The organism is Oceanispirochaeta sp. (assembly GCF_027859075.1).
GTDB lineage: Bacteria > Spirochaetota > Spirochaetia > DSM-2461 > DSM-2461 > Oceanispirochaeta.
Window position 1 is genome coordinate 1 of sequence record NZ_JAQIBL010000198.1, and the last position, 23,850, is coordinate 23,850.

At 48.1% G+C, this 23,850-nt stretch carries 21 protein-coding genes; 13 read left to right on the forward strand and 8 right to left on the reverse strand.

The annotated features are described in order from the left end of the window. Positions 1–155: 155 nt before the first annotated feature. Positions 156–950 carry an AraC family transcriptional regulator gene (locus tag PF479_RS11015; protein ID WP_298006329.1) on the reverse strand — a complete coding sequence of 265 codons (795 nt, stop codon included), beginning with the start codon at positions 948–950 and terminating at the stop codon, positions 156–158. Positions 951–1,144: 194 nt separating this feature from the next. Between PF479_RS11015 and PF479_RS11020 the strand changes: the two genes are divergently transcribed. The 4 genes from PF479_RS11020 (at position 1,145) to PF479_RS11035 (ending at position 6,059) form a co-directional block, all read left to right on the forward strand. After that, complete coding sequence (locus PF479_RS11020) at positions 1,145–2,491, forward strand: GH1 family beta-glucosidase (RefSeq protein ID WP_298006281.1); 1,347 nt, start codon at positions 1,145–1,147, stop codon at positions 2,489–2,491. Between the two features lie 110 nt (positions 2,492–2,601). Further along, on the forward strand, positions 2,602–3,792 hold the full coding sequence (locus PF479_RS11025) for a glycine C-acetyltransferase (RefSeq protein WP_298006284.1): 1,191 nt from the start codon (positions 2,602–2,604) through the stop codon (positions 3,790–3,792). After that, positions 3,789–4,814 (forward strand): L-threonine 3-dehydrogenase, encoded by a 1,026-nt coding sequence (gene tdh, locus PF479_RS11030; protein ID WP_298006286.1) that lies wholly within the window; start codon positions 3,789–3,791, stop codon positions 4,812–4,814. The genes PF479_RS11025 and tdh overlap by 4 nt, the downstream gene beginning before the upstream one ends. Before the next feature lie 30 nt (positions 4,815–4,844). Then, positions 4,845–6,059 carry an MFS transporter gene (locus tag PF479_RS11035; RefSeq protein WP_298006289.1) on the forward strand — a complete coding sequence of 405 codons (1,215 nt, stop codon included), beginning with the start codon at positions 4,845–4,847 and terminating at the stop codon, positions 6,057–6,059. Here the strand turns inward: PF479_RS11035 and gtfA are convergent. After that, the gene (gene gtfA, locus PF479_RS11040) at positions 6,050–7,498 is read right to left on the reverse strand and encodes a sucrose phosphorylase (protein ID WP_298006292.1); all 1,449 of its coding nucleotides are present in this window, start codon (positions 7,496–7,498) and stop codon (positions 6,050–6,052) included. The genes PF479_RS11035 and gtfA overlap by 10 nt on opposite strands. Positions 7,499–7,829: 331 nt before the next feature. Beyond that, on the reverse strand, positions 7,830–8,816 hold the full coding sequence (locus tag PF479_RS11045) for a LacI family DNA-binding transcriptional regulator (RefSeq protein WP_298006294.1): 987 nt from the start codon (positions 8,814–8,816) through the stop codon (positions 7,830–7,832). A gap of 209 nt (positions 8,817–9,025) precedes the next feature. Here PF479_RS11045 and PF479_RS11050 point away from each other — a divergent pair, with 209 nt between their 5' ends. Continuing rightward, entirely contained in the window at positions 9,026–9,562 is a 537-nt protein-coding gene (locus PF479_RS11050) for a hypothetical protein (protein ID WP_298006297.1), read from the forward strand. Between the two features lie 27 nt (positions 9,563–9,589). Here PF479_RS11050 and PF479_RS11055 read toward each other — a convergent pair whose 3' ends face one another. Continuing rightward, positions 9,590–9,736: a hypothetical protein gene (locus PF479_RS11055; protein WP_298006300.1), complete on the reverse strand. Its 147-nt coding sequence runs from the start codon at positions 9,734–9,736 to the stop codon at positions 9,590–9,592. A 101-nt stretch (positions 9,737–9,837) separates the two neighbouring features. Between PF479_RS11055 and PF479_RS11060 the strand changes: the two genes are divergently transcribed. Then, positions 9,838–10,533: a metal-dependent transcriptional regulator gene (locus PF479_RS11060; protein WP_298006303.1), complete on the forward strand. Its 696-nt coding sequence runs from the start codon at positions 9,838–9,840 to the stop codon at positions 10,531–10,533. A 32-nt stretch (positions 10,534–10,565) separates the two neighbouring features. After that, positions 10,566–11,183 (forward strand): flavin reductase family protein, encoded by a 618-nt coding sequence (locus tag PF479_RS11065; protein ID WP_298006306.1) that lies wholly within the window; start codon positions 10,566–10,568, stop codon positions 11,181–11,183. On the opposite strand, the gene PF479_RS11070 is transcribed toward PF479_RS11065, so the two are convergent. Together PF479_RS11070 and PF479_RS11075 are read right to left on the reverse strand one after the other, a co-directional pair. Further along, positions 11,180–12,367, reverse strand: coding sequence for a CsgG/HfaB family protein (locus PF479_RS11070; protein WP_298006308.1), 1,188 nt, complete (start codon positions 12,365–12,367; stop codon positions 11,180–11,182). The genes PF479_RS11065 and PF479_RS11070 overlap by 4 nt on opposite strands. Then, complete coding sequence (locus tag PF479_RS11075; protein WP_298006311.1) at positions 12,364–13,191, reverse strand: LPP20 family lipoprotein; 828 nt, start codon at positions 13,189–13,191, stop codon at positions 12,364–12,366. Before PF479_RS11075 ends, PF479_RS11070 begins: the two co-directional genes overlap by 4 nt. Positions 13,192–13,424: 233 nt before the next feature. Here PF479_RS11075 and lon point away from each other — a divergent pair, with 233 nt between their 5' ends. From lon to PF479_RS11100, 5 genes are all read left to right on the forward strand, one after another. Further along, on the forward strand, positions 13,425–15,809 hold the full coding sequence (gene lon / locus PF479_RS11080; protein ID WP_298006314.1) for an endopeptidase La: 2,385 nt from the start codon (positions 13,425–13,427) through the stop codon (positions 15,807–15,809). A 177-nt stretch (positions 15,810–15,986) separates the two neighbouring features. After that, positions 15,987–16,559, forward strand: coding sequence for a helix-turn-helix domain-containing protein (locus PF479_RS11085; RefSeq protein ID WP_298006316.1), 573 nt, complete (start codon positions 15,987–15,989; stop codon positions 16,557–16,559). Positions 16,560–16,665: 106 nt separating this feature from the next. Continuing rightward, positions 16,666–17,952 carry a 3-isopropylmalate dehydratase large subunit gene (locus PF479_RS11090; RefSeq protein WP_298006331.1) on the forward strand — a complete coding sequence of 429 codons (1,287 nt, stop codon included), beginning with the start codon at positions 16,666–16,668 and terminating at the stop codon, positions 17,950–17,952. Between the two features lie 6 nt (positions 17,953–17,958). Continuing rightward, positions 17,959–18,495, forward strand: a complete 537-nt coding sequence (locus tag PF479_RS11095) for a 3-isopropylmalate dehydratase small subunit (protein ID WP_298006318.1) — start codon at positions 17,959–17,961, stop codon at positions 18,493–18,495. Between the two features lie 280 nt (positions 18,496–18,775). Beyond that, complete coding sequence (locus PF479_RS11100; protein ID WP_298006321.1) at positions 18,776–20,173, forward strand: nucleobase:cation symporter-2 family protein; 1,398 nt, start codon at positions 18,776–18,778, stop codon at positions 20,171–20,173. A 49-nt stretch (positions 20,174–20,222) separates the two neighbouring features. Here the strand turns inward: PF479_RS11100 and PF479_RS11105 are convergent, their stop codons facing one another. Beyond that, entirely contained in the window at positions 20,223–20,753 is a 531-nt protein-coding gene (locus tag PF479_RS11105) for a RimK/LysX family protein (RefSeq protein ID WP_298006323.1), read from the reverse strand. A gap of 45 nt (positions 20,754–20,798) precedes the next feature. Further along, positions 20,799–22,487 carry a methyl-accepting chemotaxis protein gene (locus PF479_RS11110; RefSeq protein WP_298006324.1) on the reverse strand — a complete coding sequence of 563 codons (1,689 nt, stop codon included), beginning with the start codon at positions 22,485–22,487 and terminating at the stop codon, positions 20,799–20,801. A gap of 218 nt (positions 22,488–22,705) precedes the next feature. Between PF479_RS11110 and PF479_RS11115 the strand changes: the two genes are divergently transcribed. Beyond that, positions 22,706–23,850, forward strand: a 1,145-nt coding sequence (locus PF479_RS11115) for a hypothetical protein (protein WP_298006327.1), incomplete at its 3' end; no start/stop codon positions are given.

The following is a 23,850-nucleotide window of genomic DNA, read 5'->3' on the forward strand; positions in this document are numbered from 1 at the left end:
AGTTGTCTCCCAGGAAAATCCGAGGAATTTGTGGTGAAGCTCTATAAATCAGATTTGAATGTCGAAATGGATTGCAGCTCAGACTATCGCTGGGAGTTAAACTACAGCATCTGGCGCAACGATATCTATCAAGGGATTCATAGAGATGAAGAACATCAGTCTCCGTAAGGGACCAGAGAGTAATTTTTCCTGTATTCAACCGGAGGGACAGCAAAGCGCTTTGTAAAGAGTCTGTAAAAGTAGCCCAGATTATCATATCCCAGGGAGAGGGCAATATCCATGACGGCACTGTTGGAATGCTCCAGCATCAGTGCAGCCCGGTCCAATTTCTGCTGATTCAGCCAGGAAGATGGGGTCATCCCCAGATATTTCCGGAATGTACGGGACAGATGTTCAGGAGACTTTGAAGAAATATCGGCCATCCCCCGGACTGTCAAAGATTCGACTTTTCGGCTTTCCAACTCCAGCATTAACGACTTCAACCAGGACGGCAGAACCGGGGACGCTTCTTTTTCAGCAAGAGTTTCGGGAGGGCCGATCAACTCTGATGCCAGACTTAATAAAAACCGGCTCAGCAGGATATCTCCATACTCTGTTTTCTGATAGAGAAAAAGCCGTTCCAGATCCTCCAGGACCCAGCTCTGCTGTTCTCTTAGAAAATGAGTAAAAAAACGTCCCTGCGACACTTTTGATTCAAAAAGTTTTCGCAAATTCAGAGAATCCAGGAGGGTGTCCCAGAATTGGAGGGGAAGTATCAGATTGAAGAAGTCGAAGTTCCTTCCCGACAGACTATGAAAATCCTCTTCACGGATCATTAAAAAATCGCCTTCACCCATTGTGTAATCGTGATCATCAAAATGGTGAACAACCTCTCCTTCAAATAGAAAATAGAATTCAAAAACCTCCCGGTGTCTATGCCTGGGAAAGGTCCAGAGTCTGTGGCTTCTGATTCTGTGGAGGACATATTGCTAGGGAGACATATCCTGCAGCTGGACTGTTACGACGTCATCCATGGGTAAAAGTAGACCCAGGATCAAATAAGTACAAGGTTATATCAGATATTATTAAGAAAATATCAAATAGATAGTATTAGAATACATAAGAAACTCAATACTCCAAAGACTTTCCATAAAGGAGAAGGATAATGATACAGGAATACAAATTTCCCGAGGGATTTATATGGGGTTCGGCAACGGCCTCATACCAGATAGAAGGTGCCTGGCAGGAAGACGGCAGGGGAGAATGCACCTGGGACCGTTTCTGCCGGAGGCCCGGAAAGGTTGTGGGAGGAGACACTGGTAATGTTGCCTGTGATCACTACCACCTTTACAAAGACGATGTGGCACTGATGAAAAGCATGGGGCTGAAGCACTACCGGTTTTCCATTGCCTGGCCCCGAATCCTCCCCGAAGGGGAAGGCCAGATCAATCAGAAAGGACTGGATTTCTACAAGAACCTTGTGGATGAGCTGCTGAATGCCGGCATTGAACCCTTAGCCACACTCTTCCACTGGGATCTGCCCCAGGCCCTGCAGGATAAATATCAGGGCTGGAAAGACAGAAGAATGGCCCAGGTTTTTGCAGATTACAGTGATGTTGTCAGCCGCAGCCTGGGTGACCGGGTTAAAAAATGGGCGACCATCAATGAAATCATGTGCTTTACCACTCTGGCCCACAAGTTGGATATGCATGCTCCCGGCGGCAGAGAAAGTGATAAAATCACAAACCAGACAGCCCACCATGCTCTCCTTGGACATGGCATGGCCACACAAGTTCTCAGAAGAAATGTACAAGATTCCTTTATCGGACTGGTGGACAACAATGAAGCTCCCTGGCCTGTTCTGAATACAGAGCCCCATCTGAGGGCGGCCAGAAAAGCCTGGAAAGAAAGGAATTCCCAGCGCCTCTTCCCCATGATGACGGGAGAGTACGATGAAGAGTCTTATGTCCGTCACTACGGAGAGATGCCCGAAACCACAGCAGAAGACATGAAGATAATTTCGACACCCCTAGATTACTTTGGGATCAATTTTTACAACTGTCCCCCTGTACAGGCGGCAGACAACGAAGCAGGCTATGAAACTGTAGATCTCCCAGCGGCCTACCCCCGGACGGCGATGGGATGGCCCATCACCCCGGATGCTCTCTACTGGAACCTGAAATATATGACGGAGTTCTTCCCGGACCTTCCTGTTTATATCACAGAGAATGGAATGGCTGCCGATGACAGCATGTCCGAAGATGGTACAGTCAAGGATTATGACCGCATCGAATACCTGAGGACTCACCTCCGGGCCTGCCACAGGGCTATCGAAGAGGGGGCGAATCTGAAGGGCTACTACCTCTGGTCTCTTATGGATAACTTCGAATGGGCCTTCGGTTACAGCAAACGTTTTGGTATGATACGGGTGGATTATGACACCCAGAAAAGAACCATCAAGGAGTCAGGAAAATATTACAGTCGCGTCATGGCCGAAAACAGAGTCTTCTGATTCCTGAAGAGTTATTCCCGGTGCTCCCTTTATATAAAATAAAGGTTCAACCAGAGTGATGCAACAGACCTGACCATGAATTATACTATACGCCATGTAAGGGGGAAGTAATGAGCCGGAGAATGTTGGAACATCTTTCAAAGGAATTAGAAGGCCTCCAGGGGGCAGGTCTTTTTAAAAATGAGAGGATTCTCACCTCCCCCCAGAGAGCCAGAATATCCGTATCCGGTGGAGGGGACGTTCTGAATTTCTGTGCCAATAACTACCTGGGACTTGCTGACCATCCCGAATTGATTAAGGCTGCCAGGAAAGCTTTGAAGGACTATGGTTACGGGTTATCTTCAGTCCGGTTCATCTGCGGTACCCAGACGATTCACAAAGAGCTGGAAGCCTCACTCAGTGAATTACTGGGAAGCGAGGATACGATACTCTACGGCTCCTGCTTTGATGCCAATGGAGGACTCTTTGAAGCCCTCCTGGGGCCGGAAGACGCCATCATCAGCGATGAACTGAACCATGCCAGCATCATTGACGGCATTCGTCTCTGCAAGGCCCGGCGGTTCCGCTATGCCAACAATAACATGAAAGATCTCGAATCAAGGCTGAAGGAAGCCGCTTCGGCCCGTTTCAGACTCATTGCCACGGACGGCGTCTTTTCTATGGATGGCACTCTTGCCAATCTGAAGGGAATTTGTGATCTAGCTGAGAACTACGATGCCCTGGTCATGGTGGACGACTCACATGCTGTTGGCTTCATAGGAGACAGAGGAGCGGGGACACCCGAGTACTGGGGAGTACAGGACCGGGTGGATATCATAACTGGTACTCTCGGCAAGGCTTTGGGTGGAGCCTCAGGAGGGTATACATCAGGCCGAGGGGAGATCGTATCCTGGTTGAGGCAGCGGTCCAGACCCTATCTGTTCTCAAACTCACTGCCTCCGGTCATCACAGCGACGGCTTTGAGGACCCTGGAACTGATAAAATCAGGGGCTGCCTTGAGAGAGAGGCTTTTTGATAATACCAGGCTGTTCAGACAATCTCTGGGGGAGGCCGGTTTTTCCATAGTCGACGGAATCCACCCCATCGTCCCCCTCATGCTGGGGGACGCGACTCTGGCAGGAACCATGGCTGACAAACTGCTGAAAAAGGGGATATATGCCATAGGGTTCTCCTATCCTGTGGTTCCTCTGGGAAAAGCACGCATCCGATTTCAGATGTCCGCAGCCCACAGCCGGGATGATGTGGAGATGGCACTGACACAGATTATTGAGACTGGTAAAGAACTGGGGGTTATTGAATGAAGGCACTGGCAAAAACAGAATCACGGCCGGGTTTGTGGATGATTGATGCCCCGAAACCGGATTATGGCCCGAATGACCTGCTGATTAAGATTAAAATCACGGCCATCTGCGGTACAGACATCCATATTTACAACTGGGATGAATGGTCCCGGAACACCATCCCCGTCCCCATGATCACAGGGCATGAGTTTGTCGGTCAGGTTGAGGCCCTGGGCAGTGAAGTCGCCGGTTTCAAGGAAGGCGACAGGGTTACCGGTGAAGGGCATCTGACCTGCGGACACTGCCGGAACTGCCGGGCGGGAAAAAGGCATCTCTGCCGGAATACGCAGGGGATCGGTGTAAACCAAACCGGCTGCTTTGCCGAATATCTGGTTTTGCCGGCTGACAATGCCTTTAAACTGGATGACTTTATAAGCGATGAAGCCGCGGCCATCTTTGATCCCTTCGGCAATGCCGTGCATACAGCCTTGTCCTTCGATCTTGTGGGAGAGGATGTTCTGATAACAGGGGCCGGTCCCATCGGCATCATGGCGGCTGCAGTCGCCAGACATGGAGGTGCCCGGTATGTCATCATCACCGATGTCAACGAATACCGTCTCAATCTAGCCCGGCAAATGGGTGTGACCAGAGCCGTCAATATAAAAACAGAAAAGCTGGAAGACATCATGAAGGAACTCCACATGCTGGAAGGATTTGACATTGGTCTCGAGATGTCAGGCAATGCCCAGGCTCAGGCACAGATGTTTGACAGGATGAACAACGGCGGTCATGTAGCCCTACTGGGAATCCCCCCCGGAGAGAGTCTTGTCAACTGGAATCAGATCATTTTCAAGGGGCTGAACCTGAAAGGAATATACGGCCGGGAGATGTATGAAACCTGGTACAAGATGGCTGCCATGATCCGCTCCGGCCTGGATATATCCAGAATTATAACCCACCGTATGCCCGTGGAAGAGTTTGAACGGGGCTTTGATATAATGAGGGGGGGACAGTCAGGGAAAATCCTTTTATACTGGGATTGATCAGCCCCGGCAATGGTTCTATAGTGGACTATGATTGAGGCAAAAAAATATCAGAACGTCTATAAGCTGGTCTATTTTTTTCTATTTGGATCCATAGCCTCTCTCTATCCCTTCTTCCCTCTGGTTCTGCAGAGCAAGGGTTTCGAACCCTCCCGTATCGGATTTGTGATGGGAAGTTACGAGTTTGTCAGCATTCTGGGACTCCTGATCATCGGTCATTTCTATGACCGGATACGATCTCCACGGCGGACCATTGTAACGATCATACTCTTGTGTCTATTGACCCTGTTCCTGATTGTCCGCGCTCAAAGCCTTTTGCTTGTAGTTCCCCTGACCCTGGGTTTGGGGTTTGTGATCAAATCACCGACATCCCTGGTTGACGCCCATTACGGACAAACCATGCCCAACTCACAGGAAAAATACGGGAAAACCCGCCTGTATGGCAGTCTTGGATTCTTCTGTGTAGCCATGCTCATTCAGATCACAAACTGGGTGGAAGCCTCCCGCCCCATTTCTGTTTTTCTAGGTTTCTCCATCCTCATGGTGATAGCCATTCCTTTGATCATATATCTTCCGGCGGCACATCTCGCAGAAGATCAACAGAAGCCAGTCTCATTCCTGAAAACCATCAAGACTTTTCCGGGGATTTACTGGATTGGATTGTCCATAGCCTCCCTCAATTTTATGGGAATATCGGGACATATCACCTTCTTCTCCCTGCTTCTGAAAAACAAGTTCGCCACAGAAGACATCAGTGGTTTCTGGGCCATCGGTCCTCTCTTTGAGGTGCCTCTCTTCTTCTTTTCAGGATTTCTGCTCAGAAAGCTGGGGCTGAAAAGACTCTGGCTCCTCTGTCTGGCCGCCGGAGTTCTTCGGATGCAGGTGTATTCCTTCTCCCGGACTCTGCTCCCTCTGTATATAGTCCAGATCCTCCACAGCATCTCCTTTGGTTTTAATCATCTGGCCATGGTCACTCTCATTTCCAGGGCAACCTCAAATGCCAGCAGGGGATTGGCCATGTCCCTATACTCTGCCATAGGGATGGGCTTCTCTCTGTTTGTCGGGGGATTTCTGGGCGGATGGATTCTCGGATATTCCGACTACCCCTTTCTGTTTCAGGTCTTCTCATTGTTCCCGCTCCTGGGAATGGGAATCATCCTGCTGTTTCTCAGGGGAAAACAGCTTGAGAAAATGAATGAAGAATCCTCTGAGGATTTCTCCATCCCAAGGGGTGATCATATCTGAAAGAACAACTCCTGCCATTCTTGAGAATCATCTTTTTGAAAAATCCGGAATTCTTTTGTTTTTAGATCAGCCAGAAGTCGAACAATAGAATTGCTGCCTGTTCTGATAATTTCCAAAATACCCTCAGGGCTGGATTGAACCATTTCGAACTTTCCGGAGAAGGCGGGGGCTGAATTCCGGAACTTCATCATTTGAATCAGACAAACCACGACGGGCCGCTTGATCTCTCCCTCTATTTCTTCCAGACTGTAACCATGACGGTTGATATCCCGTCCATTCATGGTTTTTTCCACCAGGTCGATATCGTTGGAACCAGCCAGCATACCCACATAATATACCTGGGGAATTCCAGGAGCAAAGAACTGTACGGCCCGAGCCAGAAGGTAGGCCTGATCATCCTCTCCGAGAGCCGAATAATAGGTACAGTTGATTTGATAGATATCCAGATTATTATACTCCTGAGAGCTGTAGCGTCGATTCAAATTGGAGCCCCGTTCATACAGGGCCTCACAGGTTTCATTGATCTCCTCGGGAGTCAGAAGATCTGCCACGTCCACCACACCAATACCGTCGTGAGTATCCAGGGTGGTAAACTGATGTTCCGGACACTGACTCAACCAGGCGCCCAGCCTGTCAGCACGCCCGCTGTACAATCCATGAAGTAGGATCATGGGAAGAGCAAAGTCATAGATGCCGTATCCTTTCTGTGAAAGTTTCATGGGTATGGAATAATGCTCATGGATTTCCGGCAGGAGTTCCACCCCCCTCCGGCTCATGACCTCTCGATAATCCCCCAAAATATCCCAGATTTCCGGTTCCAGGAAAAAACAGGATGTGCCGGCCTTTTTTGTGACATAAGCAAAGGCATCCAGCCGGATCAGAACGGCACCCTGGTCTGCCAGATAATTCATATTCTCCAGGATATAACGGCGGCCTGTTTCAGAGTGAATATCCAGATCAATCTGTTCTTCAGAGAATGTACACCAGACCTTCCGTACAGTTCCATCTTTATGAGTCACTTCAATCCAGGGTGCCCGCGGTTTTCGTGTATATATTCTTGCGAGTTCTTCTTTTGTAAAATCACCCTCCGGCTTGACCCTGTCCACCGGTAGAAACAACTCCGCCCAGGGACTCTCATCTCCCTTTTCCGCAAAATCCTGAAACTCTAAAGACTGGCGGGAGAGATGGTTGACCATAAGATCCACAACAAGATCATAATCCGAGGAGATCCGTCGGATATCTTCCCAGGTCCCGAATGCGGGGTCTACATCCCGATATCCCAAGGGAGAAAAGCCTCTGTCCCCGGAAGAGGGAAAGAAGGGAAGAACATGAACTCCTGTCAGACAGTTCCTGAGAGGTCCCGACAAAGCCGAATGCAGTTCCTTCAGATCTTTCCCCATGCTGTTCGGGTAGGTAATAAGTTGTATACCGTTTTTCATAGATCATCCTTAAATCCCTGGCGAACTGCCCGGGAGAGATATGGAATACCCGGAAGTTTTCTTTCCGGATATTTTTATTTAATAGAAGCGAAAACCATCAGAAGAACTGTTAAAATCCGTTTCATATATTCCTCCAATTATTCTTATGGAAACTATGGTAACGTTTCCATCTTTACTATATCCTGACTTTGATATAAGTCAAGGATTTTTACAATTCACGGAATCGTTTCCATCCATAAAAAGCTTCAGAAACTCAAATTATAATAGAATCACTTTCCAATTTCCACAGATTTTCCGTTGAAGTGATGAATGGGGTTCCCTCTGATTAAAATCAGGAGTCCCGGTCAACCAATTCGGGCTGAAGAATCTGCTGCAGAATCTGATGATCCTCTCCATCTTCCCTCTGCCTGACCAGCTCAATGATCATTGATGCAGCCTCAGTTCCCAGAATCTCGAGGGACTGCCTGATAGTGGAAAGTTTCATGTACTTGGAAGGAAAAATATCATCGTATCCGATGATGGAAACGGTCGCTCCCGACTCCATTCGGGCCTGTATGCCTCCATAGGCCATGGTATCAGAAAAATAAAAAAGACCATCCAGATTTTTATCATTCATCAGTGTCCGGCTGATGTCGTAACACTCCTCTTCCGAGTTAATGCAGAGCTCTGAAACCAGGATACCCCCGGCTTCATCGGCTCTCTTCCTGAACCCCTCAAAGCGGTCCAGCTGCTGTTGTGAACGATCACTGAGGCCTATCATCATTATTTTTCTGCAATCCCGGGAGATAAGGTACTCTGCGGCCAGTGTACTGCCCCTCACGCTATCATAGCTGATATAACTTGTATCCGCCTCATGATGATCCACATACAGAAAGGGTATCTTATGAAAGTTGAGAATTTCCTGCTCTGACGCCGTCAGCGGAGGGTCTCCCAGAGTCAAGACGGCGGACAGCCTCTGCTCTACTATATGATGGATGACACTTTCCTGCCCGTGGTCGGTATTGAAGATCATGATATTGAACTGATCTGCCTTGAGGCGGGAATAGATGTGCTTGATCAGCTCGAAGAAAAACTGATTCTCCACCACAGGAAGGAGAAGCCCGACGGTGGCCACAGAATGTGACTGGCGCACCAGCATACGGGCCGCTCCATTGGGAACATAATTGAACTCTTTGGCAATCCTCAAGACTTCCGAACGGGTACTGTCCTTCACATTGGGACTGTTATTCAGAACCCTGGAAACAGTGCCGATTCCGACCCCGGCTTTGGCGGCAATATCTTTTATAGTAATTTTACTGTTCCCTTTGGACCTTTTCATACTACCCCGCAAACAGGAAGAGTATATCACATGAATGGCAACGTTTCCACTTTTTTATTTTGCTCCTGCCGGAGCCGGACTGCGGGAATAGATGAGAAATGAGCCCCCCGGAAGATTTCAAGGGATGAGCTGTAACAGTTGCAGTCGGAGGTTGTGTTACATATAGTTGTAAGCTGTACAATACAGATAAAGAGAAGATGGAGATACAAATGAATAGATTATTAAGTGGAATGATAGGCATGACCGCTGTTTTTGCCCTAGCCGGGTGTAATCTGGAAGTCGGCCTGACTTATGATAATGATTATGCCGGGGACTGGTATGAAATGGAAGAAAAAATCAATGACACCGACTGGGATGCGGTCAAGCTGGCTTTGTCTGATACGACCTTTGAAATTTCAACGTCGACATTTGATGCGGATGGTGATAACCCCGACGGATACAAGGGAGAATCCAAAGGAAGTGTGAAAAACCTTTCCACAACTCAAATATATATGTCCACAACAGAAATCTATGCAGGAGGTTCATGGAAAACAAAAAATGAATATATTGAGTATCTTGTTGAAGAGGCTGGCTTGACTCAGCTTGTAGCGGAAGTCCAAGCCAATGCAAAATTTATTGATGAGACCGTAAGCTATGTAATGGGTCTTGATCCCAGCAGGCTTAAACTTGGTGATGGAGCAGGGACTGGAAGTGAATATTCCAGTATGACCTATTATACGAGCATTTTCGCGGCCCTGTCTCAATAAACAAAGCCCCCCACCTCGAAGGGAAGATCAGCAGCAGGGCTTGCTCTTAGTATCCTGAGCTACGGATTTCAGGTCATGCTCTTTTTGCCCGATCAGCAGCAGCACCAGGTAGAGTAAACCCAGAATGGGAATGGATAGAAACATTAAGAACGCAACAGGTATGAAGGCTGCCACAGTCTGTACACCCGCACCGAGACAAAAGGGACAAAAGGAATTTCCAGCACCCCTCCGGGGAGTAGCTTATCCCGATTGAAAATATGGTTTATGCTTGCACTATGAATGGAATCAGCGACCAGGAGCTTTTGGATCTGCAGAGGCAGTTCCCTTCTGCCTTAAACTACCTTACATCTATTTACATTATAAACAGAGAATATGGAAAAGTCGGAAATTCCAGACTCGCCAGCCGCTTAAAAGTATCCAAGCCGGCGGCAAACCAGGCCATGGGCCGTCTCAAGAAATTGGGTCTGACAGAACAGGTCCCCTATGAATCGATCCGGCTCACTCCGGAAGGCCGCCGGTTCGCCGAAGCCGTTTTGATCCGGCATTATCTAATCGAACATCTGCTGATTTCCAAGCTGGAGTATCCCTGGGAAAAATCCGATGAGGAGGCTCAGAGACTCCAGGCTTCACTCTCAGAGGATTTCACGGAGTACCTTTATAATTTCTTCGGCCAGCCAAAGACCTGCCCTCATGGAAATCCTTTTCCCGGGACTGATGGTGAAGAAGAGTTGGTCAGAGCCAAACGCCTCATGGAAGCCCCGGTAGAATCAGACCTCAAGCTTATCCGGATAACCGAAGAGGGAGAGTCGCAGGACGGCCTGTTACCCTACTGTCACAAAATGAACCTCTACCCCGGAAAAAAATTATTCCTCGTCAAAAAAGATGAAGAGGCTGTGACGGTCATGATGGATGAAACAGAGATTCTGATACCCCGGGACATTGCCGCCTACCTCTGCTATAGACAGCTATAGGGTTTCATACAAATACATCACAGGAGAATGCAATGGGAAGGATAAACTGGAAGCCTGGAAATATGATTTTTCCCGTTCCGGCGGTTCTGGTGAGCTGCGGAAATGAAGAGGATGGATACAACCTGGTCACCGTATCCTGGACAGGAACGGTATGCACCAACCCGCCCCTTTGTTATATATCCCTCAAAAAGGAGCGCCTGTCTCATGAGATCATCAGCAAAAACAGAGAGTTCGTAATCAACTTGTCCACAGAAAAGATGGCCCGGGCTACAGACTGGTGCGGAGTAAAATCAGGAAGGGATTTTGATAAATTCAGAGAGTGCGGTTTCACCCCCCTGTCAGCACTGAAGGTCAAGGCTCCTCTGGTGGCAGAATCACCTGTGGCCATCGAATGCCGGGTCATGGAGATAAAAGAACTGGGGAGTCATGATATGTTCCTGGCAGAAGTCATCTCAGTCAGCGTGGATGATCAGTACCTGGACAATGACAGCGGTGCTTTTAATATGAACAGAGCGGGACTCATTGCCAGTGCACACGGGAAATACTGTGCCTTGAAAGAGCCTCTTGGCCACTTTGGTTACTCGATCAAGAAGCCTAAAAAGAAGAAAAAGAAGAAAAAAACCATCCCGCGAATTAAATCTCACCCTTAATCACGGAGTGAACCGTCTTGCTCCTCCAGAGCCATCTCATAAAAATCTTCAATGGCCCACATCATCCTGTAATCGGGCCATCCGTACATAAGAGATTCACAGATGGATATCATGTTGTCCCAATGTTCCCTGTAATACCAGGCCAGAAGCTCCTGATAGATTAGCTCCGGCAGGAAGGGGTCCTCGGGCATGTTCTTTTTGGCCTTTATTGAAATCGCAATCACACCATCCTGCATCCTGTCGGCTTCCCGGGTATTTTCGAAATATTCTACCGCATAATCAGCTATTTCCAGCATGACATTCTGTGCATGCCACAACACTTCTGCCCTGGTGCTCCCCCAGGTCAGTTCAGGATGCTCCTGAACCAGGGCCATCAGAATCTGAATATCCTCTCCTCTCGTTGCCTTCTCAGTCACAAGATCTCCCCAGCTTTTAAACGGGTCTGCCTGGGCTTGATTCAGAAGATTTTCCAGCCTTCGGTACAGCAAATTCATTTCCCGCTGATACCGGGCGTTTTTGAAATCTTTCAGAAAACGATAACTATCCTCCAGACTGTCCCGGGGTCCCTGAAAGGAGGGGTCAAGATTCAAGGCATCCTGAAAGTCCCGGGTGGCCTGGCTGTATTCCTCATTATCCAGGGATAAGAGCCCTTTATAATAGAGATGAAGAGCCTCCTGTGAGGCTGACATCACGGTCTCCGCAGGTTGGAATCCATAAAATTCACCCAGAGCCCAGGCCAGGGAGGCTTCCAGATCAAAAAACTCTTCAGGACTGCTTTCTTTTGACACGGCAAAGAGAATCGCCCCTCTTGTTGTATCCGTAACCTTAACAGAAACCTTGATCCTTCCATCCACGAGAATGTAGCTCCCCCGGATAAGCTGGGTGGCATTCAGGATTTTCCCCAGTTCCAGAGCGGTAGATTCATCGGTCATTCCAGACAAACCCAGCTTCTGCTCCTTCAATACAGACTCCAGATCTTCCCGTTCAACCAGAGTTAGATCGGATAAGGCCAGACGGCTGCTCAAACCATCTGCAAAAGCCCGGGACATCCATTGATCTTCAGCCCTACCCGCCGTGTTTTCAAAATGGAAGATCGTCACTACCTGAGGAGACGCTCCCCATAGGGCCGTGGTAGTCCAGACCAGACAAATCAAAGGTATTATCTGGGCCTTAAGAAATTTCATGCTCCCCCCATCTCCCGGATGATGCCGGAATTAAAATCCTCATCTCCACTGAACTGGAGGAGAACCTTCTGAGCCGCCCTTTCCCGAGCCTGTTCATAATTCAAACCGCCATCTTTCACCGGGCCGTAGGGTTTACTGTACAAGAGCAATCCATACTGTTTAAAACTAACCGTTCCAGACACCTTGGAAAAGAATATGCCTGTACTGTCATCCAGCTGGGGATAATCAGAAACAATCCAGTCCAGTCTGATTTCATAGGGGGTCTTTTTTCCTCCGGGGAGGAGTTTCAGAGGAAGATTCTTATTATTCAGAGCAGAGAGAAAGGAAACATTGAGCCCGGAAAGCTCTTCCAGTCCCGATGGAACAGGAATCGAAACCCGCCGGTCTTCACGTCTCTGCTTGTCCCACTCCTCTTTATCCATCCTGACAAGAACCCAATAGCCACGGTCGGGATGGTACCAGGAATCGACGGTCTGCAGGTTAACAAGACTCTGTTCCACCGATTGCTGCACCCGGCTTTCCAGTGTTTCTGTACTGATTCCTTCGGCATCGACCTTGTTTTTCAAATCCAGAACTGAAATAACATCAACAGAGATGGAGGCAGCCAGATCTGACCGGGCCCTGACCAGGGCTCTCTCACGGTCCTTTGCCTCATCATCTGTGATTGAACCTCCGATTCCATAATAAAAACCGGAATCCGAGGGAGGAGAAGAGAGCCAGTCCGGTTCCGGCCTGATGTTCTTCTCCGGAGATGTTGCACAGGAAATCAGAAAAAATAAAGATCCCCATAAAACTCCCATAAATATAAGCAAAGTTCGGTACATCTGCGACTCCTGAAACCCCGGAGATATCCGGGTCATTTGTATTATAGGGTCTCCTAAGACACTGCGCTACTCCAGGAATAGAATTTCTCCTGACAAACTTCATAGTAATCCATTGGAAAATAGACTAAATTTAAAATACAGAGCATATACTTGCTTTTCACTAGTATTTAGTGAAGAAATACCTTTACCCCCATAAAAGGTATGAGTATTTTCTGGGTTGAAGAGGTAGAAAAATGAATGAAATATTAAATATACCCAAAGAACTCCCCCTGGTTCCCATGAAAGGAGCCATACTTTTTCCGGAAGGAATCACCACAGTCCGGATCAGTGGACTCAAAGATGATGAAGCCGCATTCGGCGACAAGAACCCTAGCGGCCTGGCGGCCGCTGTCTCTCTGAAAAAGAATTTTGATCTGACAGATCTGGAAAAAGAAGATTTTTTTACCATAGGCACCCTATCCTTCATTGAAAGTGCCATACATAAAGACGGAGAACTCCATCTTAAACTCAGAGGAGTTCAGCGGATCAAGATAAATCATATTGAAAAACGAGACAAACTATTTTATGCGCAGATTGAATCCCTGGTAGACCAGGACGATATGGATGTAAACAGCAGGGAGTCCATGCTGAAGGGCATGAAAGAGCTGGCCCGGGACATCGCATCCTTTTTTGCCGGAACCGAATCTGCAGTCAAACAGTTGGACATGATCCTTCATCCGGGACCTTTGATGTACAACATCATCCCCTATCTGAACATATCCCGGGTGGAAAAACAGGAACTCCTGGAAATATCCTCCCTCAAGGAAAGGGGTCTCAAGGTTCTGGACTATATGGCCAGCCAAAAGGAGTCCTTCAAACTCCAGGCAGAAATTGCCGGTAAGATGACCGAAAAAGCAAGTAAAAGCTATCGTGAGAATGTACTGAGAGAACAGCTCAAGGTGATACAGAAAGAACTCAATGAATCGGGAAGTGAAGAAGACCAGGGATTCAAGGCAAAAATAGACAAGTCGGGAATGCCCGATGAAGTCAGAAAAGTCGCCTTAAAAGAGCTGGAAAAGCTGGAGGAACAGCCCCCCAACAGCCCCGAGACCAGAATTATTCAGAACTACCTGGATCTGCTGGTGGATCTTCCCTGGACAAGTGAAGACTCGGGAGATATTGACCTCAAAGAAGCCAGACGTATTCTGGACGAGCAGCATTACGGCCTGGAGAAGGTTAAAAAAAGAATCATACAACACCTGGCAGTGATGAAACTCAAGAACGAAAAGAAGGGATCCATACTCCTATTGGTAGGACCTCCCGGTACTGGAAAGACCAGTCTGGGGAAGAGCATCGCCGAGGCCTTGAACCGCAAGTATGTAAGAGCCAGCCTGGGTGGTATGCGGGATGAAGCCGAAATACGCGGACACCGCCGGACCTATATCGGGGCCCTCCCCGGCAGGATCATAAAGGGAATGAAAAAAGCCGGAACACGCAATCCTGTGTTTGTCCTGGATGAAGTGGATAAACTCATGCAATCCTACAGCGGTGATCCGGCAGGAGCCCTGCTGGAAGTCCTTGACCCCGAGCAGAACAACAGTTTTTCCGATCACTATCTGGAAGTGCCCTATGACCTGTCAGATGTGTTTTTCGTGGCTACCGCCAATACTCTTGAAACCATTCCCGGTCCTCTTCTGGACAGGATGGAAGTCATCACCCTCTCGGGATATACAAACCCTGAGAAGTTCCACATCGGGCAAAAACATCTGATCCCCACGGTTCTGGATGATCATGGTTTAAATGCAGAACAGGTTGTCATTGAAGAAGATGCCCTGACCGAAGTGATTGAAAACTATACCCGTGAAGCGGGAGTCCGAGGGCTGAAGCGTAAAATTGCCCAGTTAGCCCGGGTTGTCTCTGAAAAGGTTGTTTCAGAAGAATCGGCACTTCCCATTCATATCAGAAAAGAAGATGTGGAAGAATATCTGGATAATCAGAAGGTTCGTCATGAACAGATTGGCAAAATGAATCCTCCCGGTGTCGTAACCGGCATGGCCTGGACCCCCGTAGGAGGAGAGATTCTCTTTGTGGAATCCACAAATATGCCCGGAACAGGCGGCTTGACCATCACGGGTCAACTGGGGGATGTAATGAAAGAATCCGCCAGAATATCCCTGAGCCTGATCCGCTCCCGCCTGTCCATGTATACTGGTCATTTCGCCTTTAAGGAACAGGATATTCATATCCATGTCCCCTCGGGAGCGGTTCCCAAGGACGGACCATCGGCGGGAGTCACTCTACTGACATCCCTGGCCTCCCTCATTACGGGGTCTCCCGTTCATCCTGAATTGGCCATGACAGGTGAAATCACCTTGAGAGGAGCCGTCATGCCTGTGGGTGGAGTCAAAGACAAAGTTCTGGCCGCTCACAGGGCAGGAATCAGAAAGATAATCCTCCCCGCCGAAAACGTGAAAGACATGGATGAACTTCCCGAAGAAATCAGAAACGACCTGAAGGTCATTCCGGTGGAAAATATTAAGGAAGTTCTTAAAGAAGCCCTTGGATTGGATCTTCCTGACATCGAGATGCCGGAAGCACCCCAGTTCCATCAGCCGAAAGGATCTGAAAGCGCTGTCTGAGAAAGAGTAATATAAACGCCGATAGAGGCAGGCCCGGAAAATCCGGGTCTGCCTTTTATTGTCATCTCTTCTGAAATTTTCATTAACTAATACTGAACAAGCTTGACAAGGAATGAAATGTGTTTAATTATACTGTTGTAGTTTCAGTCTTACTGTAATAACAAACAGGAGAAAGTCATGGATCGTCGGGAATACAGGTTTGGAGAGAAGATCAAAAAAGTCAGGGAGGGCCAATCGGTCACCCTGAAGAAGCTGGCCGAAGAGATGCAGGTCAGCGTCAGCCTTCTATCCCAGATCGAAAACAACAGGGTCTCCCCGTCAATTGATACTCTTCTCTGCCTTGCCGATATCCTGGACATTGATCCCGAATATCTATTCAGGGATTTCAGAAAAAAGAGAAAGGTTCGTATCGTCCGGGGAGAAGAGAGAAACAGACTCACTCTGGGTTCGGTTCAGTATGAACTTCTGACACCTACTGCTCCTCCGGATGAAGATTTTGCCCTGGAGACATTGGAATTGACCATTGAACCGGGAGGAGAAAAAGGCAGCGATGAATATGGCCATCCCGGGAGGGAGATGGGTATCATCCTCAGCGGACAGGGAGAACTGAAGTACGGCACCGAAAGCTATAGCTTGAGAAAAGGAGACAGCCTCTCCTTCTCTTCTGCGGTCCCCCATATTCTCATTAACAATGGGGAAGAACCCTTAAAAGCCATCTGGATCATTACACCCCCCAGGCTGTTCAGCTAAAACAGACCGGAAAGGCAAAATTGACACACCCGGGGGTTTCCATGATGGAACATAGAACCCCCTGACAATAAAAAATATCCCGAAAGGGAAAGAGAGGGAGATGAAAATGGGAAAAACCATTGCCGAAAAGATTTTCGATGCACACAGGGTAGACAGCCCCGAAGAGGGAATCTTCGTGCTGAATCTGGACAGAGTATTCTGTCACGAAATCACAACCCCCATTGCGATCAACGATCTGATCCACCGCGGGAAAGACAGGGTCTTTGATCCGGACAAAATCAAGGCCGTCATTGACCATGTGACCCCTGCAAAAGACTCAAAAACAGCTGAGCAGGGAAAGATCATGAGAGAATGGGCCGCCCGCCAGGGAATCAAGGATTTCTTTGACATCGGTCAAAATGGTGTCTGTCATGCCCTCTTCCCGGAAAAAGGATTTGTCCGTCCCGGGTTTACAGTCATCATGGGAGATTCCCACACCTGTACACACGGAGCCTTCGGCGCCTTTGCGGCAGGAGTCGGAACTACCGACCTGGAAGTGGGCATTCTCAAGGGTGTGTGCAGCTTCAAGACTCCAGAATCCATTAAAATCAACGTGACCGGAACCCTGCGAGGCGGGGTCTACGCCAAAGATGTCATCCTGTTCCTCATCGGGAAAATTGGTGTCAACGGAGCCACAAACAAGGTGATCGAGTTTACCGGTCCTGTAATTGACGGTTTTTCAATGGAAGAAAGAATGACCATCTGCAATATGGCCGTTGAAGCCGGAGGAACCTGCGGTATATGCAGCCCCGACATGACCACTGTGGACTACCACTGGAAATTCATCAAGGATTATTTTGCAAGCAAAAAAGCGGCTCTGGAAGAGTACGGGCAATGGACCTCCGATGGTGATGCGTCCTACTCTAAAGTCATTGAACTGGATGTCAGTGCCCTGGAACCGGTGGCCACCTTCGGTTCAAAACCCGATCAGATAAAAACCATAAGTGAGATGGAAAATACCCGGGTTGATCAGATTTACATCGGCAGCTGTACCAACGGAAGAATTGAAGATCTCCGGGTCGTCGCCGAAATCCTGAAAAATCAGAAGGTGTCGGAGAAGGTGAGGGTCGTTCTTTCTCCCGCTACACCGGACATTTACAGACAGGCCCTTAAAGAAGGACTCATTGAGATCTTTATGGATGCGGGTGTCTGCCTGACCAACCCGACCTGCGGCGCCTGTCTCGGTATGAGCAATGGAGTCCTGGCGGATGGAGAAGTCTGTGCCTCTACGACGAACCGGAATTTCAACGGCCGTATGGGCAAGGGCGGGACAGTTCACCTGATGAGCCCGGCCTCTGCCGCCGCCACCGCCATCAGCGGAACCATCACCAACTCAGCATTGTACAAGGGGTAAGCCATTATGACTGATAAAAAAGAATTCAATGGAAAGGTTCTGTTTCTGGACCGGTCCGATATTAATACTGACGAAATCATTCCGGCCAAATACCTGACGGAAATTTCCAAAGAAGCTCTCAAACCCAATCTTCTGGAAGATCTGACCTTGAAAGGGTTTAACTCTGCTCAAGATCTGCCGGGAAAAAGGGTCATCATCACAAGAAGCAACTTCGGCTGCGGGTCCTCCCGGGAACATGCACCCTGGGCTCTTGAAGTGAATGGTATCAATCTGGTGATTGCCGAAGACTTCGCCAGAATATTCCGTCAAAATATGTATAACTGCGGCATGATGGCGGTCGAACTCAGATCCGAAGTGATTGAGGCCCTCTTTGCCGACTTTTCCGGTGAAGAGACATCCTTGACTACCGATCTGGAGAAGAATGAGTTCACCTTGAAGTCTTCTTCAGGCAAGTCCAGGACCATCCCTTTCAGCATCTCCGGTTTTGATAAAACCCTGGTGGAATACGGCGGCTGGGTTGGCTACGCCGATAAAAATTATTAGAATTGATTGAAACCTTAAAAACCGCTCAACTATGGGCGGTTTTTTTATTTCTTTCAGGAGAATGAATCCGGTAAAACTCCGAAATATTTTGCTGAGAAGGCCTCAAATCATTGAAATTGGCAGAGAGAAGGGACTTAAGTTCCAACAATAATGTAGCAATATGTGTTTTTTCCTCATATTTGACTGTTTAATCAATCAATGGAAAGAAAAAACTTTTCCTCTGTTCATTTCACAGCTACAATGGTAAACAACATTTAATCCCATCCACAAGGAGGCATCCATGAGTGATGCAACAAAAATCAAGGTCGATTTAATATACGGCCTTACCGACAGACCAAAGGCAGGGCCCGCCTTTTTTGCAGCCCTGCAGCATATGATGGCCATTTTCATAGGGATCGTAACACCGGCGATTGTTATCAGTGGAGTATTAGGTCTGAGTACTGGAATGTCTGCCTATCTGGTCAGCATGTCCCTCTTCGTATCCGGAATGGCCACTTTCATACAGTGCCGCAAAATCGGTCCTATAGGCTCCGGTCTTCTCAGTATACAGGGAACCAGCTTTACATTTCTTTCAGTCTGTATCGCTATTGGTTTTTCTGTAAAGAGCGCTGGTGGAACAGAAGCCCAGATGGTGGCAGCCATTTTCGGTACAGCATTGATTGCCTCCCCCGTAGAGATGATTTTCAGCCGGTTCATTCCTTTTTTGAAAAAAATCATCACTCCCCTGGTCAGCGGGATCGTTGTTACACTCATCGGTATGTCCCTGATCAAAGTAGGTATCACCGACATAGGCGGAGGAGCATGGCTCCTGGGTAACAAGCCGGAATTCTTTGCCAGTCCTCAGAATCTGATGCTCGCAGCCATCGTGCTTGTGACCATCATAGCCTTCAACAGAAGCTCCAATAAATGGCTGAGAATGGGAGCCATTGTGTTCGGTCTCATTGCCGGTTATATTGTGGCGGCCATCCTGGGAATCATTCAATTTGATAAGGTTTCATCCCTTTCCATTGTCGCCCTTCCCATCCCCTTCAAATACGGATTTGCCATCAGCTGGGCTCATGTTATACCCATGGCTCTTCTCTTTCTGATCACGACTGTAGAATCAATTGGAGACCTGACAGCCACATCCATGGTTTCAGGAGAACCAGTGGAAGGCGATCTCTATATGAAACGTATTTCCGGCGGTGTTCTGGGAGACGGGATCAACTCTGCCCTGGCTGCTGTTTTCAACACCTTCCCCAACACAACCTTCAGCCAGAATAATGGTGTTATCCAGATGACTGGTGTTGCCAGCCGCTATATCGGCTTCTGGATTTCCGGACTGCTGGTTATTTTCGGTCTTTTCCCCATCGTGGGCGGACTCTTCTCCATTATTCCAAATGCAGTACTTGGTGGAGCCACCATCATCATGTTTGGTACAGTAGCAGCGTCAGGGATCAGAATCATCGCATCCAGCATTATCGACAGAAGAGGGGTCATCATCATGGCCATCTCTTTCGGTCTTGGAATGGGTGTCACCTTTGTTCCCGAAATTCTACAGAACTTTTCTCCCTTCATGAAATCAGTATTCGGCTCTGCCATCACAACCGGTGGACTCACAGCCATCTTCCTGAACATTGTGCTTCCCAGAAGCTACAAGAAACAGCCAGTGACTGATCCCATGAAAGACATGGTCTGATTCTAACTCTATTTTGAATATGCCCCGCCGGGAATATCCGGCGGGTTTTTTAGTCTTGAGGCACAAAACCCAGCAGATATTCCCCGGAAACATCAACAAGAAAGCGGTCCTTCAGGATATTTCGACCTATCAGAAGGGGGACACTCATGAGGCTTCTATCTGTCAGTGTAAAATTGGCATCCATCTGCAGCTCTCCCATGCGTATGGACAGGGTTACAATCGGGCGTTCCTGCAGGACCACCGTATTGGCCTGGCGAACCTTGACCACAGCAAATAGAGGCAGCTCCATGATGCAGTCCGCTCCGCCGGGGTTCAGGTTAAAATGAACCCACTCCTCTCCATTACGAATAAAACGGATTATGTTCTCTGCGTGAAGGGACGCCATCGCGGCGCCGGTATCGACCCTGCCGTCCAGGAGTAGCCCTGAAGGTTCGATTCGGACCTGCTCTTTTTGTCCCAGAATGATTTTATCACCTGAAATGAACTCCTCTGCATATAATGGTCCAGAGGAGATATGACACAGAACGAGAAAAGTGAGGCAAAAAAGAACAGCCCTGCCGGAGGTTCTGAAAAGTTTCATGACCTTAGTATAAGTCGGAACAGCAGATTCTGATCAAGCCCTGAATCAGAATTCAGTAAAATCACTATAATTATCCTGAGGGTCTGGTTTTCCCGAAACTTCCAACAAACCAGTTTTCAAAAGAGGACCATCAGGAGACTCACGATTTTGCATAACAGTCGATCCCGGCTGCATTTCTGCGGTTTTAACACCCGTATGGAAAAAGCTGATCAGCTTTGAAAGATCCAGAGATTTATCCTTGAGAGTTTCCGACATGGAGGCGATCTCCTCGCTGGAGGCCGCATTAGACTGGATGACCTGGTCCATCTGCAGGAGAGCCAGATTGATCTGATCGGCACCCTTTGCCTGTTCATTACTGCCCTCAAATATTTCTTCCGCAATCTCCGCGGATTTTTTAATGGCGGGAACGATGCTCCTCATCAATTCGAGTGTCTCATCGGCTTTCCGTACGGATTCTGCAGCAACCTGTGTTATATCGATGGCAGCCACCTGGCTGCTTTCAGCCAGTTTTCGAACCTCCGAAGCCACGACGGCAAATCCCCTGCCCGCGTCTCCGGCTCTGGCCGCTTCAATGGCGGCGTTCAACGCCAGGAGGTTGGTACTCCTGGCGATTTCTTCTATGATGCTGATCTTATTTGATATGATTTTCAGTGAATTGACAGTGTCTTCCACGGCAGTACCGCTGGAAGCAGCATCAACGGCGGCCTGGGAAACAATGGAATTGGATTCCCGGGAATTATCTGTATTCTGCTGAATATTGGAGGCGAGCTCCTCCATGGAAGCTGAAATTTCTTCGGCACTGGAGGCCTGCTCATTGGCTCCTGATGCCACCTGCTGAGAGGCATCCGCGACCTCCTGGGAATTCTGCATGATTGCCGATGAGGCCCCGGTAATGCCCGAAACGATCGCCAGGAGGCGCTGCACCATATTCTTAAGGGCCTCAGCGAGGATTCCGGTTTCATCCCTGCTCGTTACAAGGATATCTACAGTCAGATCTCCCTCTGCAATTTTGCCCACATCCCTTGCCAGGGACTCCACGGGTGCCGTGATTCTGCCTCCCATGATCCAGGCGATAAAAAATGCCAGTACAATCATGACCACATCCACGAGCAGAAGAATCATGATGGTTCTCCCGATCAGGGCATTGATCATTAAACGTTCCGCCTCAATCAGGGTATCGATGTCATCAATATAATTGCCTGTACCTACCAGCCAGTCCCATGGCTCAAAATAACCGGTATAGGAACGTTTGGGTGAGGCAGTTGTTTCACCGGGTTTGTTGAAGCGATACGTTGTATATCCCGTACCATCCATGCCTGCTTTGATTAGATCACGGATAAGGTAGGCCCCATCCGCATCCTGCAGATCCCAACGGTTGGTTCCCTCTTTTGTATTATCCGGTTCAGAAATAGTGATTCCCTTGGAATTGTAAATAAAAACGTAACCGCTCTCTCCATAGCGCATGGCGTCCAGAGCATCCCGCGCCTGCTCACGAGCCTGGTCCTCACCAAGGACGTCCCGTTTATCATAATACATCTGAGCCACAGAAAGAGCCTGGTCTATCTGACTCTTCGCCAGGGTATCAAAATCATCTCTTAGTTTCCGGTCAAGCGTATTAATGCTGCTATTGCCAAGTTTCTTGATTTCGAAAACGGCCAGCCCCCCCATAACAATCCCGAGGAACAAAAGAGATAACAACACGAGGAAACTTATTTTGAATTTTATTTTTATCACTTGTGACTCCTTAACAGCAATCGATAATATTACTAAAATAGAACTCCTATATAAACTTTAAATTATTAGCCTTGAAAAAGCCAAAAATCATCAGTATTAAACGGCAGAAAGACGGCAAATAAATGTATATGTCAATATAAATGTCTGATAGACCGATGCTTAATTTGTCATTAGATCTACCCGAATTCAACGTTACACGACACAAAAGAGGTCTGCCCTTGTCTCATAAAAGATTTCTGTTTCATATCCGCCCCAAAATGATTTTTTCCTTTCTATTAACAGGATTAATCCCTCTACTTATCACTGGATATCTGGGTTCAAGCCTCGCTAAAGAAGCGCTCCTGGATCAGTCTTTTGATAATCTGAAGGTCATCCAGGAACTCCGAAAGGGAGAAGTGAAGGCCAGTCTGGAGCGTATGGTTGAGGAAATCCAGAGACTGCCGGATCTTATTGAAATCAAAAATCTTTCCCGGAGCATCAATGAATACCAAAAAAGGGAGGGTGTCTCGGGGAACATGATTCTGGACCTGCCTGAATACAGGGAGCAGAGGAAAAGTTCTCTGCGATTCCTGAAAAATGAAGCCGAAGCCTATCATTTCGACGATTTTTATATTATCAGTGCCGACCATGGTGATGTCCTGCTCTCGATCAACGAAGGATGGGAACTGGGAACAAATCTGGAATACGGAGCTTATAGAGATTCCGGCCTGGCCGATCTCTGGCGGCATACGGTGGGCAGCGGTAAAACGACCATGATAGATTTCGCTCCCTATGAACCGGACAATAATGATTTGTACGCCTTTTTAGGAACACCCCTCTTTGATGAAACGGAAAGCACGATCAATATTGCCGTTTTCAAAATCGGGCCAAAATTTATTACTGAGATTCTGAATTCCCGCCGCGGGATGGGCAAAACAGGAGAATCCTACCTGGTGGCCTACAACGCAAAGGAAGACAATTACTCACTCCGAAGCGATATGACCTCTATGGACTATTCGACGGGATATACTCACTCTTCAAATCTCCCCTACTGGGATGATGCCCGCGAGGCCGGCCAGAAAAGCGGAGAAGGGACCTATATGGATAGTTATGGGAATGAAGTCCTTGTGGCCTACAGCATGGTTCCTCTGTTGGATAATGCATGGTATCTCATCTCCAAGATCAATAAGGACGAAGTCCTCTCTCCAATAGATGCACTTTTTAGAATTATTTTTTTATGCGGCCTGGTTATTGTCATAGTGGTGATCATCGGAGCCCTGTTCATTGCCTCCAATATAACCGGCCCCATCATTGCCAGCAAAGAATTTGCCTACAAAATATCTCATGGAAACCTGGACGGACAGCTTGATTTTGAGAACAGGCA

Excerpts from the sequence above, each read along its gene's own strand:
- PF479_RS11020 (WP_298006281.1), top strand. The coding sequence starts at position 1,145 with ATGATACAGGAATACAAATTTCCCGAGGGATTTATATGGGGTTCGGCA.
- PF479_RS11025 (WP_298006284.1), top strand. The coding sequence starts at position 2,602 with ATGAGCCGGAGAATGTTGGAACATCTTTCAAAGGAATTAGAAGGCCTC.
- tdh (WP_298006286.1), top strand. The coding sequence starts at position 3,789 with ATGAAGGCACTGGCAAAAACAGAATCACGGCCGGGTTTGTGGATGATT.
- PF479_RS11035 (WP_298006289.1), top strand. The coding sequence starts at position 4,845 with ATGATTGAGGCAAAAAAATATCAGAACGTCTATAAGCTGGTCTATTTT.
- gtfA (WP_298006292.1), bottom strand. The coding sequence starts at position 7,498 with ATGAAAAACGGTATACAACTTATTACCTACCCGAACAGCATGGGGAAA.
- PF479_RS11045 (WP_298006294.1), bottom strand. The coding sequence starts at position 8,816 with ATGAAAAGGTCCAAAGGGAACAGTAAAATTACTATAAAAGATATTGCC.
- PF479_RS11050 (WP_298006297.1), top strand. The coding sequence starts at position 9,026 with ATGAATAGATTATTAAGTGGAATGATAGGCATGACCGCTGTTTTTGCC.
- PF479_RS11060 (WP_298006303.1), top strand. The coding sequence starts at position 9,838 with ATGAATGGAATCAGCGACCAGGAGCTTTTGGATCTGCAGAGGCAGTTC.
- PF479_RS11065 (WP_298006306.1), top strand. The coding sequence starts at position 10,566 with ATGGGAAGGATAAACTGGAAGCCTGGAAATATGATTTTTCCCGTTCCG.
- PF479_RS11070 (WP_298006308.1), bottom strand. The coding sequence starts at position 12,367 with ATGAAATTTCTTAAGGCCCAGATAATACCTTTGATTTGTCTGGTCTGG.
- PF479_RS11075 (WP_298006311.1), bottom strand. The coding sequence starts at position 13,191 with ATGTACCGAACTTTGCTTATATTTATGGGAGTTTTATGGGGATCTTTA.
- lon (WP_298006314.1), top strand. The coding sequence starts at position 13,425 with ATGAATGAAATATTAAATATACCCAAAGAACTCCCCCTGGTTCCCATG.
- PF479_RS11085 (WP_298006316.1), top strand. The coding sequence starts at position 15,987 with ATGGATCGTCGGGAATACAGGTTTGGAGAGAAGATCAAAAAAGTCAGG.
- PF479_RS11090 (WP_298006331.1), top strand. The coding sequence starts at position 16,666 with ATGGGAAAAACCATTGCCGAAAAGATTTTCGATGCACACAGGGTAGAC.
- PF479_RS11095 (WP_298006318.1), top strand. The coding sequence starts at position 17,959 with ATGACTGATAAAAAAGAATTCAATGGAAAGGTTCTGTTTCTGGACCGG.
- PF479_RS11100 (WP_298006321.1), top strand. The coding sequence starts at position 18,776 with ATGAGTGATGCAACAAAAATCAAGGTCGATTTAATATACGGCCTTACC.
- PF479_RS11105 (WP_298006323.1), bottom strand. The coding sequence starts at position 20,753 with ATGAAACTTTTCAGAACCTCCGGCAGGGCTGTTCTTTTTTGCCTCACT.